This window comes from Enterocloster sp. HCN-30185, assembly GCF_037890305.1.
GTDB lineage: Bacteria > Bacillota > Clostridia > Lachnospirales > Lachnospiraceae > Enterocloster.
Genome location: NZ_JBBKBT010000003.1, coordinates 45,218 through 58,354, shown reverse-complemented (window position 1 = coordinate 58,354; position 13,137 = coordinate 45,218). Strand labels below are relative to the sequence as shown.

At 48.5% G+C, this 13,137-nt stretch carries 12 protein-coding genes; 9 read left to right on the top strand and 3 right to left on the bottom strand.

What is annotated here, in order from left to right; translation table 11 throughout:
* The first annotated feature begins 30 nt into the window (after positions 1-30).
* On the top strand, positions 31-1,413 hold the full coding sequence (clpX, locus tag WKT10_RS04365; protein WP_417302023.1) for an ATP-dependent Clp protease ATP-binding subunit ClpX: 1,383 nt from the start codon (positions 31-33) through the stop codon (positions 1,411-1,413).
* Positions 1,414-1,451: 38 nt separating this feature from the next.
* Here the strand turns inward: clpX and WKT10_RS04360 are convergent, their stop codons facing one another.
* The gene (locus tag WKT10_RS04360; RefSeq protein ID WP_066550157.1) at positions 1,452-3,200 is read right to left on the bottom strand and encodes a S8 family peptidase; all 1,749 of its coding nucleotides are present in this window, start codon (positions 3,198-3,200) and stop codon (positions 1,452-1,454) included.
* A 362-nt stretch (positions 3,201-3,562) separates the two neighbouring features.
* Here WKT10_RS04360 and WKT10_RS04355 point away from each other — a divergent pair, with 362 nt between their 5' ends.
* On the top strand, positions 3,563-4,039 hold the full coding sequence (locus WKT10_RS04355; RefSeq protein ID WP_066550154.1) for a signal peptidase II: 477 nt from the start codon (positions 3,563-3,565) through the stop codon (positions 4,037-4,039).
* Position 4,040: 1 nt separating this feature from the next.
* Here WKT10_RS04355 and WKT10_RS04350 read toward each other — a convergent pair whose 3' ends face one another.
* Positions 4,041-4,403 carry a TIGR04086 family membrane protein gene (locus WKT10_RS04350; protein ID WP_317438484.1) on the bottom strand — a complete coding sequence of 121 codons (363 nt, stop codon included), beginning with the start codon at positions 4,401-4,403 and terminating at the stop codon, positions 4,041-4,043.
* A gap of 179 nt (positions 4,404-4,582) precedes the next feature.
* Here WKT10_RS04350 and scfA point away from each other — a divergent pair, with 179 nt between their 5' ends.
* The 6 genes from scfA (at position 4,583) to WKT10_RS04320 (ending at position 9,538) form a co-directional block, all read left to right on the top strand.
* Entirely contained in the window at positions 4,583-4,729 is a 147-nt protein-coding gene (scfA, locus tag WKT10_RS04345; protein WP_066550148.1) for a six-cysteine ranthipeptide SCIFF, read from the top strand.
* Positions 4,730-4,843: 114 nt separating this feature from the next.
* Positions 4,844-6,241: a thioether cross-link-forming SCIFF peptide maturase gene (scfB, locus tag WKT10_RS04340; protein WP_066550145.1), complete on the top strand. Its 1,398-nt coding sequence runs from the start codon at positions 4,844-4,846 to the stop codon at positions 6,239-6,241.
* A 3-nt stretch (positions 6,242-6,244) separates the two neighbouring features.
* On the top strand, positions 6,245-7,381 hold the full coding sequence (gene tgt, locus WKT10_RS04335; RefSeq protein WP_066550142.1) for a tRNA guanosine(34) transglycosylase Tgt: 1,137 nt from the start codon (positions 6,245-6,247) through the stop codon (positions 7,379-7,381).
* A gap of 51 nt (positions 7,382-7,432) precedes the next feature.
* Positions 7,433-7,711, top strand: a complete 279-nt coding sequence (yajC, locus tag WKT10_RS04330) for a preprotein translocase subunit YajC (protein ID WP_066550140.1) — start codon at positions 7,433-7,435, stop codon at positions 7,709-7,711.
* Between the two features lie 73 nt (positions 7,712-7,784).
* A complete protein-coding gene (locus WKT10_RS04325; protein ID WP_317438487.1) occupies positions 7,785-8,402 on the top strand; it encodes an HAD family hydrolase in 618 nt (205 codons plus the stop codon).
* 245 nt (positions 8,403-8,647) lie between these two features.
* Entirely contained in the window at positions 8,648-9,538 is an 891-nt protein-coding gene (locus WKT10_RS04320) for a S8 family peptidase (protein ID WP_066550135.1), read from the top strand.
* A 617-nt stretch (positions 9,539-10,155) separates the two neighbouring features.
* Here WKT10_RS04320 and WKT10_RS04315 read toward each other — a convergent pair.
* A complete protein-coding gene (locus WKT10_RS04315; protein WP_340275701.1) occupies positions 10,156-11,016 on the bottom strand; it encodes a class I SAM-dependent methyltransferase in 861 nt (286 codons plus the stop codon).
* Between the two features lie 444 nt (positions 11,017-11,460).
* Here WKT10_RS04315 and WKT10_RS04310 point away from each other — a divergent pair, with 444 nt between their 5' ends.
* The gene (locus WKT10_RS04310; RefSeq protein WP_066550127.1) at positions 11,461-12,933 is read left to right on the top strand and encodes a PTS transporter subunit EIIC; all 1,473 of its coding nucleotides are present in this window, start codon (positions 11,461-11,463) and stop codon (positions 12,931-12,933) included.
* The last annotated feature ends 204 nt before the right edge of the window (positions 12,934-13,137 follow it).

Here is a 13,137-nt window from a genome sequence, read left to right as displayed (position 1 = left end):
GAGAGGAGATTTACATTGGAAGAGAAAGAGATAGAGAAAAATGACGTTTCCCGGTCCGAAGGAAAGGACCGGGAGGATGAGGGATATGAAAAGGTCTGCTATATGTGCCGCAGGCCGGAGAGTAAAACGGGCCCCATGATTTCCATGCCGGGAGGCATGAACCTGTGCCATGACTGTATGCAGAAGGCTTTTGATTCTGTGATGAAAAACGGGATGGATCTTTCTCAGATTCCCAATATGCCCTATATGAATCTGAACTTTAATGATCTGTCCCAGATGCCTCCAAAGGCTGAGATCCCCAAAAAGCAGAAGCTTAAAAAGAGTAAGGAACCTCAGCCTCAGCTTACCATGAAGGATATACCTGCGCCTCATGTGATTAAGGAAAAGCTGGATGCCTATGTGATCGGACAGGAAAAGGCTAAAAAGGTTATGGCAGTGGCCGTATATAACCATTATAAGAGAGCATTTCTGGGAAAAGAAGGCTCTGACAGTGACGATATTGTGATTGAAAAGTCCAACATTTTGATGATCGGACCGACGGGCAGCGGAAAGACTTATCTGGTAAAGACGCTTGCAAAGCTTTTAGATGTACCGTTAGCGATCGCAGACGCTACCTCTCTGACAGAGGCCGGATATATTGGCGATGACATCGAAAGTGTGGTATCCAAGCTTCTGGCGGCTGCAGGCAATGATGTGGAGCGGGCCCAGAAGGGGATTATCTTTATTGATGAAATTGATAAGATTGCCAAAAAGAAGCAGACCAATACCAGGGATGTAAGCGGTGAATCTGTTCAGCAGGAGCTTTTAAAGCTTTTGGAAGGAAGCACAGTGGAGGTACCTGTAGGCTCCAATCAGAAAAATGCCATGACCCCCATGGCAACGGTAAATACAGACAACATCCTGTTTATCTGCGGAGGCGCGTTCCCTGACCTTGAGGGGATCATTAAGGAGCGTCTTACGAAGAAGTCCGCCATGGGCTTTGGAGCAGTGCTTAAGGATTCCTTTGATCATGATCCTGACATTTTGAGCCATGTAACCAACGAGGATCTGAGAACCTTCGGCATGATTCCGGAGTTTTTGGGCCGTCTTCCCATAACGGTAACGTTAAAGGGACTGGATAAGGATATGATGATCCGTATTCTGCAGGAACCGAAAAATGCTATTCTCCGCCAGTATGAGAAGCTTCTGGCACTGGATGAGGTGAAGCTGGTCTTTGAGGAGGATGCTCTGGAGTGGATTGCAGAGGAAGCAATCCGGCGCGGCACCGGAGCCAGAGCGCTGCGGGCAATTTTGGAGGAGTTCATGCTGGATATCATGTATGAGATCCCCAAAGATCCCAATATTGGTTCCGTGGTAGTTACCAGGCCGTATCTGGAAAAAAATGGAGGACCTCTGGTGCAGATGAGAGGTTAGCATTTGGCATACAATATTGCCCTCATGCTGCAGGATGGCTATTCCCGCAGACGAAGAAAGGTTTGAAACAGATCCAGCGTTCCATATCCAAACTCACGGTTCGGGTATGTGAGCGCTGGATTTCTTTGTGCTCCCCGTATAAGGTAGCTTTTTACAGATGCCTCGCTCATGGTAGGATAGTTTCCTTCTACAATGCCCCAGCCTAAAAGATTGGCGGCCGCTCCAGCGGTGATTGCCGCCGCTGCCGAGGTTCCGGTGCGTGTTGTCATGGGCGTATCACTTCCTGGCTTTCTGCCGACGGAAGGGCCAAGGATGTTGACGCCCGGAGCGGCCAGCTCCGGTTTGACGATCTGATTGGGAGTAAAGCCGCGGCTGGAGTGGATGTAGATGCCTCCGGTGGACGTATCATAGGCGCCTACGGTAATGGGAAGCCGGGAGTTGCCGGGAACGGTGATGGTACTGTAGGGATCAGGCCGCAGAAAGACGGTTTCCTCGGAAATCATTCCCTGTACAGGAAGCCACATATGGAAGGTTCCCTTAAAACGCTGCGTATTGTATACACGCACCGTCCAGATACCGGCTGCGGGCGTCTGGAAGCGCATGAAAATCAGCTGGCTGCCGGATTCGGCCTCAATGAGCTGGTAGTTTACAGTGATAGTTGTAGCGTCTAAAAGAAAAGGGATAGAAGTTTCATTATTGGCGATAATAGGGATACGGCTGATCCGTTCTCCGCTGGGAGAGATAAAGCCTACGGTGTAGGTATCAGCGTCCGCAGCCCACAGCTCCAGCACGAAGCCGCGTTCTGCTTCTTCTTTTCCCACTCTGATTTCCACATCTTCATATTCAGTGCCTGCAGGGATTGAAGCGTAAAAATGATGGGCCGCTCCGGTTTCATTTCCGCCTGCAATAACAGTGATGATGCCAAAAAAACCGCTGTAATTCTGAGTGACCTGGCTTAATGGGGAGGTGCCGATATGGCTCCCGGAGTTTGAACCCATAGCCAGCAGGATCACCAGAGGCTTTTTAAGACGGTCTGCCATCATGCGCAGGTATTTGATCCCCATCATAATATCATTTTCCTGAAAGGCGGGAGCATCCGAAGGGATCAGATAGAAGTCGCGGAGATATTTTTTTGCAGGCTTTAATTTTACAACTGCCAGTTCTGCCTCTGGCGCTGCTCCCGTAAAATCCTCCTGAGGTATGGAGCTGCCTGCAGCCAGTCCGGCGAGAAAGGTGCCGTGTCCTATGGTATCCTGTGTGGAAACCAGGGAGAGGGGATCGTCAGAGGCGAGAGCTTTGTTGATCTGTTCTCTGGTGTATTCTGTGCCGTAGGAGGCTCCTCCCATTGGATAGTAATCCGGCACACCGGCTGGCAGTACATCTTCCTCGATGGGAACCGACTGATCCCAGATTCCGGCAATACGGGTTGTGCCGTCGGGATTTTGAAATAGGGGAGAGCGGTAATCAATTCCTGTGTCTACCAGGCCAATGAGAACGCCCTTTCCCTGGTTGTTAAGTGCAGGGGAGTTAAAGGCTGAGAGGATTCCTGATGCCTCCATGGCATTGTAATCCAAAGGGGAAAACAGCGAGGGAATCATATAGTAGGGGTGTACACGCATGGATACGGCATCAGGAGTGAGAGGCATATGGAGAATGATATAATCGCTGCTCACATAGTCTGCACACAGGGAGGACGTGTTGTTCCAGCGTTCAGATTGCAGAGATCCGAAGCGGTAGATTAGATCGGCTATGTTTTCAGCGGCGGGATTAAAAGGGCAGTCGGGCATGGGAAGGACGGCTCCGGAAGAGGGTTTTGATTAGTATATGCGGGGAGTCCGGTTTCTGTCCTGCCTTCTGAGCTCCGGTTTCCGGCTGTAAGAATGTCTAAGAGGCTGAAATTTTTCTAAAAGCAAGAGCCATATCAAAAACTCGCTGCGCTCGGACAGGTTTGATATGGCTCTTAACGAAAAATTTTATCCTCTAAGTCATTCTAACAGCCTGCAAAGTCGCTCAGAAGGCAGGACAGAAACCTCACTTCTGGCTGGGGGAGGTGGGAGGGTTGAGAAATTGGTGGGGAAATGGGTGGATGTTTTTGGGGAAATATTGTAGAATGAGGATAGAGATTAAATTTGACAGAGGAGGGATTGGCATGAAGTATCTGATTTGGCTTGTGGGAGGGATTGCGGCTTTGGATCAGGGGATGAAGAGTGAGATCGAGCAGGAAACGGATGGGGAGTTTCCAAGAGATCTGCCGGGAGCGAAGGGACGGATCCGTATTCACAGGAATCATAATTATGGGTTTCCTTTTGGTTTTTTAAAGGAAAAGCCACAGCTGGTAACAGCGGTTCCTCTGGCTGTTTCCTCTGCTGTGGCCGGCGCGCTTTCCATGCTTTTGGTGAGAAAGGGCTGCGGGATTCAGAAGGTGGGGCTTTCTATGGTTTTGGGAGGCGCGTTAAGCAACCTGTATGACCGTTTTAAACGGGGATATGTGGTGGACTATTTTTCATTTTCACTACCAGGGATTAAGAAGGTGGTATTTAATCTTGGGGATCTGTTTGTATTTTTGGGTACAGCTTTGTTTCTTTTAGGCGAAATGGGAGAGGAGTTTAAAAAGAAAGTAGATTGATTTAGGCAGAAAACATTCCGCCAAGCATCCCTCCCAGGGCGCAGACAGCCATTACGGTGACGGAGCGTTCTGTGTCAAGGGCGGACCAGGGGTTCATGGCCCAGGAGACCGCGAAGAGGATGAGAAAGTAAAAAAGTCCTGACAGCAGTCCCCAGAAGAACCTTCTCTGGCGCAGACGTTTTCCTGCTGCTGCTCCGCCTGCCAGACAGGCGGCCAGATAGACGAGATAGACCATGAGATTTACCTGTCCTTCCTTTAAACGCAGCTTATACAGGGCAAAGGCCAGAGCGCCGAGCAGAAGCCCTGAGAGGACGTAGGAGATCAAAAGGGAGCGGAGCATGGGTTTTACAATGCCGTTTTCCATAGGGATCCCTCCTGGTATGATTGATATGGTGTAAATATATCCCATTGAGAAGACAAATATGACAGGCAGGAGCAAAATCCCATTGCAAGCCCCTGAAAGCTGTGTTATAATTCATACGATAACGGTTTCTGGGGCATATCCTCAGGGACAGAAACAAGGAAAAAAGGAGGTACTCTGATATGAAGCACGTTAAGACTTTGAATACCAATACCTTAAAGGATACGATGAAGAAGGGCGGATGCGGCGAGTGCCAGACTTCCTGCCAGTCTGCATGCAAGACTTCCTGTACAGTTGGAAACCAGAGCTGCGAGAACGCTGACCGCTGATCCGGCGTCCGTTTCCTATGCTGCAAAGCCCCTATGGTCACCGGGATTATAGGGGCTTTCCTTTGCTGTAAAAGATATGGGGCAGACAGCCCTTAGAAAGAGAGAGTATAAATTTTGATTCATCAGTATATTAACAATGGTTATCATATTGTTCTGGACGTAAACAGCGGTTCCGTCCATGTGGTAGATCCGGTTGTCTATGACGCCATCAAGGCGGTGGCAGAGCAGATTCCGGAGCTGGAAAAGCCACAGGCTCTTCCGGCAGAAGTGACTGCAAAGGTTCATGAGACACTGGATGCAGTTTACAGTGAAAAAGAAGTGACAGAGGCGTTGGAGGACATCCAGCAGCTCATTGATGCAGAGCAGCTTTTAACTCAGGACATTTACAAGAATTTTGTAATGGACTTTAAGAAGAGAAAGACAGTGGTAAAGGCTCTCTGCCTGCACATTGCCCATGACTGCAATCTGGCCTGCCGCTACTGCTTTGCAGACGAGGGCGAGTATCACGGCCGCCGTGCTCTTATGAGCTTTGAGGTGGGAAAAAAGGCTCTGGATTTCCTGATTGCCAATTCTGGAAACAGACGGAATCTGGAGGTTGATTTCTTCGGCGGCGAGCCCCTTTTGAACTGGAAGGTAGTAAAGCAGCTGGTAGAGTACGGCCGCTCCCAGGAGGAGGCTCACAATAAGCGTTTCCGTTTTACGCTTACTACTAATGGCGTGCTCCTGAATGATGAGATTATGGAGTTCTGCAACCGCGAGATGAGTAATGTGGTTCTCAGCCTGGACGGACGTCCGGAGGTCAATGATAAGATGCGTCCTTTCCGAAACGGTTCAGGAAGCTATGACCTGATCGTACCAAAGTTCCAGAAGTTTGCTGAGAGCAGAGGCCAGATGGATTACTATGTCCGCGGCACCTTTACCAGAAACAACCTGGATTTTTCAAAGGATGTGCTTCACTATGCAGATCTGGGCTTTAAGCAGATGTCCATGGAGCCGGTTGTTGCAGAACCTGAGATGGACTACGCTATCCGTGAGGAAGATATTCCCCAGATCCTTGAGGAGTATGATAAGCTGGCAGTAGAATACATCAAGCGTAAAAAAGAAGGAAGAGGCTTCAATTTCTTCCACTTTATGATTGATTTAAATGCAGGCCCCTGTGTTGCAAAGCGTATGGCTGGCTGTGGTTCAGGTACAGAGTATCTGGCAGTTACTCCATGGGGTGATCTCTACCCCTGCCATCAGTTTGTAGGAAATGAGGAGTTCCTTCTGGGCAACGTAGATACGGGCATTGTAAATGAGGAAATACGCAATGAGTTTAAGCTTTGCAACGTATATGCAAAGGAAAGCTGCAAGGATTGCTTTGCCAGATTCTACTGCAGCGGCGGCTGCAGTGCCAATTCCTACAATTTCAGCGGTTCCATTAACGGCGCATATGAGATCGGCTGCGAGATGCAGAAAAAACGGATCGAGTGCGCGATCATGATCAAAGCAGCTCTGGCTGACGAGGAATAATTTATGAAATATCAGGTAATTACAAAGGATGGGCGGGCTAAGCGTGCGGTGATGGAAACAGTTCACGGTACAATCCAGACTCCGGTGTTTATGAATGTAGGAACAGTAGGCGCGATCAAGGGTGCTGTATCTACAGACGATCTGCGCCAGATCGGCACTCAGGTAGAGCTGTCCAACACATACCATCTCCATGTACGTACCGGAGATAAGCTGATCCGGGAATTTGGAGGACTGCACAGGTTTATGAACTGGGACAAGCCTATTCTTACAGATTCCGGCGGTTTTCAGGTATTTTCTCTGACAGATCTGAGAAAGATAAAGGAAGAGGGCGTATATTTCAGCTCTCATATTGACGGACATAAGATCTTTATGGGCCCTGAGGAGAGTATGCAGATCCAGTCCAATCTGGGTTCTACCATTGCCATGGCCTTTGACGAATGTCCGCCAAGCCATGCAGATTATGACTATATCAGAAAGTCTGTAGACCGTACAACACGCTGGCTGAAGCGGTGTAAAACAGAGATGACCCGTTTAAATTCTCTTCCGGATACAGTAAACCGGGAACAGCTTCTGTTTGGTATTAACCAGGGCGGTGTGATTGATGAGATCCGTATTGACCATGCCAAAACGATCCGTGAGATGGATCTGGACGGCTATGCCATCGGCGGACTTGCCGTAGGCGAGACTCATGAGGAAATGTACCACATTCTGGATGTAACTGTTCCTCATCTGCCGGAGGAAAAACCGGTTTATCTTATGGGAGTAGGTACTCCCGCCAATATTTTAGAGGCTGTAGACAGAGGGGTTGATTTTTTTGACTGTGTTTATCCGTCCAGAAACGGACGTCATGGTCATGTGTATACCAATCATGGCAAACTGAATCTGTTCAACCAGAAATATGAGCTGGATCACCGGCCGATTGAGGAAGGCTGTCAGTGTCCTGCCTGCCGTTCCTACAGCCGTGCATATATACGCCATCTGTTAAAGGCAAAAGAAATGCTGGGAATGAGATTATGTACCTTGCATAATTTGTATTTTTATAATAAAATGATGGAAGAGATCCGGGAAGCCATTGAAGAACACCGCTACAGCGAGTACAAAGCCGCTAAGCTGGCCGGCATGGCAGGTCAGAAGGATTGATAAAAGAAACTGCTGGGGCAATGTAGCAGCAGGTATGAAGGAGGAAACACCATGGCTGGAATGGGAGGAATTATTCTCTATATTATTTTCCTGGGAGCACTTGTTTATTTTATGGCAATTCGTCCCCAGAAAAAAGAGAGACAGAAACAGCAGGAGCTGCTTGCAAGCGTTGCTGTTGGAGATACCATCCTGACAAGCAGCGGATTTTACGGAGTGATCATCGATATGACTGATGACACAGTGATCGTAGAGTTTGGCAGCAACAAAAACTGCCGTATTCCGATGCAGAAGGTTGCTATCGTTCAGGTTGAAAAGCCGGAGACAAAATAAATGTCACTGAGGGGGATGCCGGAAAGCTTACGGGTTTTCGGCATCCCTTTTTACGTAAATAAGGAGAGGAATCATGATCAAAAATATCGTATTTGATATGGGAAAGGTACTGGTGGAATATGAGGGAGACCGGGTCTGCCGCCATTTTTCAGAGGACGAGGCTCTGATCCGCAAGGTCAGCACGGCTGTATTTGTATCTCCGGAATGGCTTATGCTGGATATGGGGATTATTTCCGAGGAAGAAGGTTTAAGCCAGATACTGGCGCGGCTGGATACGGAGGAGGAGAAGGAACTGGCGAGAAAAAGCTTTGCCCACTGGCATGAATACAATATGTACCATAAAGAGGGGATGGAAGAACTTGTTAGGGAATTAAAGGAAGAGGGGTACCGCATCTATCTTTGTTCCAATGCATCGGTGCGCCTTTTGACCTGCTATCATCAGGTAATCCCGGCCATTGACTGCTTTGACGGTATTTTCTTTTCCGCAGAAGTAAAATGCATGAAGCCTCAGAAGGAAATGTATGAGCATTTTTTTGAACGTTTTGGTTTAAAGCCTGAGGAATGTTTCTTTATCGATGATCTGGAACGGAATATTCAGGGTGCAAAAGCCTGTGGCATGGATGGATACTGTTTTGCAGACGGTGACAGAGAGCGGCTGAAAATTCGTCTGGCTTCCCTTAAGAAAGGATAATTAAGATTTTCTTAATAATCTATTCAAAGAACATTCAAACATTTTCAGGGATGGCATGATATACTAAGTACATAAGAAATGCACGAAAGTTTAATAACTATCCTTCAACCCTTTTTGAAAATCCTAAATCCTAAGAAAAAAGCTCCGTACCAGGTGTACGGAGTTTTTTCTGTTTCAGGGAACAGTGCAGGCTGCACATGGAATGTCTCTGTGGAATAGGCTAACAAAAAAGGAGTATTTAAGATGTGAATCGAGCCAGAGTGGATATTCACTGCGACCAGGTTTATTCCATGGGGATCACAGGACGGGGCATAGGCGTAGCTGTCCTGGATACGGGAATCTTTCTCCATGAGGATTTAAAGGATAGAGTAAAGGGATTTGCGGATTTTGTCCGCAGGAAAGACAGACCCTATGATGACAATGGCCATGGAACCCATGTTGCCGCCATGATCGGAGGGAGCGGGGCTTCCATGGAAGGAAAATACCGGGGAGTGGCTCCTGGCTGCTCTATTATCTCCGTAAAGGTATTAGACCATCGGGGAAATGGATATGCTTCAGATGTGCTTTCCGGACTCCGCTGGATCCGCTCCCACAAAGAGTTTTTGGGAATCCGGATTGTAAATATTTCGGTAGGTTCTCTGTCAAAGAGAGATATGACGGAAAATTCTGCCCTTGTTAAAGGGGTAAACGCGGCCTGGGATGATGGCCTGGTGGTCGTTGTGGCAGCCGGAAATCACGGCCCCGGCCCTATGACAGTCACCACGCCGGGAATCAGCCGAAAAGTCATAACGGTAGGCTGTTCAGACGACCATAAGGAAGTAGAGGTGATGGGAAACAGGATGGTAGATTACTCCGGCCGTGGCCCTACTGCCAGCTGCATTTGCAAGCCGGATATCGTAGCGCCGGGATGCGGGATCGTAAGCTGCGGGAACGAGGCGGGAGCATATTTTGCCAAATCAGGCACCAGTATGTCTACGCCTTTGGTATCAGGAGCCATTGCCCTTTTGCTGGAAAAATACCCAGATATGACCAACCGGGATGTAAAACTCCGCCTCAGAGAACGGGCCATAGATCTGGGTCTTCCCAGAAATCAGCAGGGATGGGGGGCGTTGGATGTGCAGAAGCTGCTGCAGTAGGGGCCGCAGAAGCCATCCCCTCCAGGCACTGGGGCTACGGGGGTAGTGTGCTGTCTCACTCACATTTCGTATAATGACTTGCCTGAATTTCCATCTGCTGCGTTGTCGTCAATCGACGATGCCACCGCATCGCCTCATTCCTCCGCCTTGCAGGCTGAAAATTCATTCTGCGTCATTATACTGAAAGTAAATGGGACAGTACACTAGTCCTGTCTAGGAGGCCGGGAATGGGTTAAAAACAAGGGGAAGGATGGCAAAACTCGCTTTCGCTCAGACAGTTGCCATCCTTCCCCTTAACACCCATCCACCCCCCCCAAGACAGACACGCCCCTCCGCAATGCGCCTGGAGAGGATGGCTTCTGCTTGGGAATACCCTTCGGGAGGGATGGTAATTCCCTTGACTTTCTGAAAAACCTATGCCAGAGAGCACCTTATTACTCTATTCAAGGAGCCACCAGCCGGAAGAAACATATCTCTGGTGAAGGCCGTGGAAAGACGCCGGTACTTAGCGAGGTTTTTTCGAGCTTAGTACCGCTGCGTATTTCCTCGAGCGAGAGCGCGCCTGAACGGAGATATGTTTCTTCCGGCGTTTCTCCAGCATTTCTCCAGCATTTCTCTTACTTCTCCCAGCGTCCGGAAGCTCCGCAGGGGAGAGTGAGTCCGTTTTGGGATACGGGCAGTCCTACTTCGTCGGCTTTGACGGTTCCGCCGAATTTCGGTACGATTTCTACGCCCATCATATAGGAAAGAACGGAAGGGGCAAGGCCGGTGGTGTAGGAGTTGATGAGGAAGAAAAGGGGATCTTCGGATAAGAGCTGTACGCACAGCTTTACCAGAGGATGGATCGCATCCTCGATTTTCCAGATTTCTCCTTTTGGACCGCGCCCATAGGAGGGCGGATCCATGATGATGGCGTCGTAGTGGTTCCCTCTGCGGATTTCGCGTTCTACGAATTTAACGCAGTCATCTACGATCCAGCGGATGGGGGCGTCTGCAAGGTCGGAGGAATGGGCGTTTTCCTTGGCCCATGTTACCATGCCCTTGGAAGCGTCTACATGAGTGACGCTGGCTCCGGCCTTGGCGGCTGCCAGGGTAGCGCCTCCGGTGTAGGCAAACAGGTTTAAGACCTTGACAGGGCGTCCGGCCCTGCGGATCTTTTCACCAAACCAGTCCCAGTTTGCAGCCTGCTCGGGAAACAGGCCAGTGTGCTTAAAACTGAAGGGTTTTAAATTGAAGGTCAGTTCCTTGTAATTAATGGTCCACTGCTGGGGCAGGTCAAAAAATTCCCATTCGCCTCCGCCTTTGCTGCTGCGGTGGTAATGCCCGTTCATTTTTTTCCATCCGCGGTGAGTTTTTGGCGTATCCCAGATTACCTGGGGGTCGGGACGCACTAAGAGATAGTCCCCCCAGCGCTCCAGCTTTTCGCCCTTAGAGCAGTCGATCACTTCATAATCGTTCCATCCATCTGCAAGCCACATAAATTGATAAACCTCATTTCTTTCAGAATTATATAGTGCCCGTGTCGGCGCACGGCGCTGTTTTTGTGATTGATTCCTAATGAGTATAGTCCAAATAATACTGCATCGTCAAGCGCTGTGCTGTGGGTTTCAAAAGATAAAGAAAAGACAATTGAAAGTTTCTGTATGAATTATTAAAAAAGTATAAAATCAGATTGACTTTTTTATAAAATGTTGATATTATGTCAGTAGAAATGGAAAAATCCAGTGAAAGTTATTGATTAAAAAGAAAATTTTTTCAATGTAAAAAGGCCGTATTTGTTGAGGAATTATAAATGAATTGTTAATTCGTGTCCGTCCATCAGATAAAACGGTTTTTTATTTTCACAAATGGATCATCCATTAGGTCAAGTATGGGAGAGTATTCGAAAAGGAAATTTCCCATAAAAGAAAGGAGTACATAGTATGAAGTATTTACAAAAACTGGGTAAGGCCCTGATGCTTCCTGTAGCATGTCTGCCGATCTGTGGTATCCTGATGGGAATCGGATATTATCTCTGCCCGTCTACCATGCAGGGCGGCGAGGTTGAAGGAATCCTTCAGCAGATTGGTTTCCTTCTGGTAAAGGCAGGCGGCGCTCTGATTGACAATATGGCGATCCTGTTTGTAATCGGTGTGGGTGTTGGGTTATCTGAGGATCATGACGGTACAGGCGGACTTGCAGCTCTGGCTTCCTGGCTGATGATCACCTCTCTTTTATCCACAGGAGTAGTGACTACCCTGATGCCGTCGATCGCTGAGGATCAGCAGACGACTCTGGCATTCAGCAAGATCGCAAACCCATTTATCGGTATTCTTTCCGGTATCATCGGTTCTACCTGCTACAACAAGTTTAAGGGAACACAGCTTCCAGACTGGCTGTCCTTCTTCAGCGGCAAGCGCTGCGTAACCATCATTGCAGGCGTAGTGGCAATTATCACCTCTGTTATCCTGCTTTTCGTATGGCCGGTTCTGTTCGGCGGTCTGGTTGCAATCGGAAACGGCATTGCAGGCATGGGCGCGATCGGCGCAGGTATTTATGCATTCTTAAACCGTCTGCTGATCCCAACCGGTCTGCATCACGCATTAAACAATGTATTCTGGTTTGATACCATTGGTCTGGGCGATCTGTCCCATTTCTGGGCAGGCGAGACATCTGCAGATGTTACATGGAGCCTTGGTATGTATATGTCCGGTTTCTTCCCATGTATGATGTTCGGTATCCCAGGCGCTGCTTTGGCTATGGTTCAGACAGCAAAGAGTACAAAGAAAAAAGTTGCGATCGGTCTGGTTGCTTCTGCAGCCCTCAGCGCATTTGTCTGCGGTGTTACAGAACCCTTTGAGTTTGGATTTATGTTTCTGGCTCCCGGCCTGTATGTAGTTTACGCTCTGCTGTACGGAATTTTCACCACAGTTACAACTATTCTTGGATTCCGCGCAGGCTTCAGCTTCTCCGCGGGCGCAACTGACCTGTTCTTCTCCGCATCCCTTCCGGCAGCTCAGAAGACATGGATGATCCTTCCGCTGGGTATCGCAGCATTCCTGGTATTCTATGTGGTATTCCGCTTTGCTATTGTAAAGTTTGATTTAAAGACTCCGGGCCGCGAGGATGATGATGATCTGGAGGCTGAGAAGTCTGCTGTTCTGGCAAACAACAATTATACAGAGGTTGCTTCTGTGATTCTGGAAGGACTTGGCGGCAAGGAAAATGTAAAATCTCTGGAAAACTGCATCACAAGACTGAGACTGGAGATCAAGGATCAGAGTGTGGTAGATGAGAAGAAGATCAAATCCGCAGGCGTAGCTGGTGTGATCCGCCCAGGCAAGAATTCCATTCAGGTAATTGTGGGTACAAAGGTACAGTTCGTTGCAGATGAGATGAAGAAGATGCTGAAATAATCGAATCGTTCATCAAAGTATTTAATAGAAAATGGGCTGGCTTCCGTCTGGGAGTCCGGCCCGTTTCTTTTTTGAGGGGAATATGTTAAAAACGGACCGCGGGGGAGATTCAAATGCCGCAGACGTTTTTCGTAATAGAATTGAAAGGTAATTCCGGTTGAAAGAACGCAGAACCCCTGATACAATAGAAGGCAGATGAGGGCC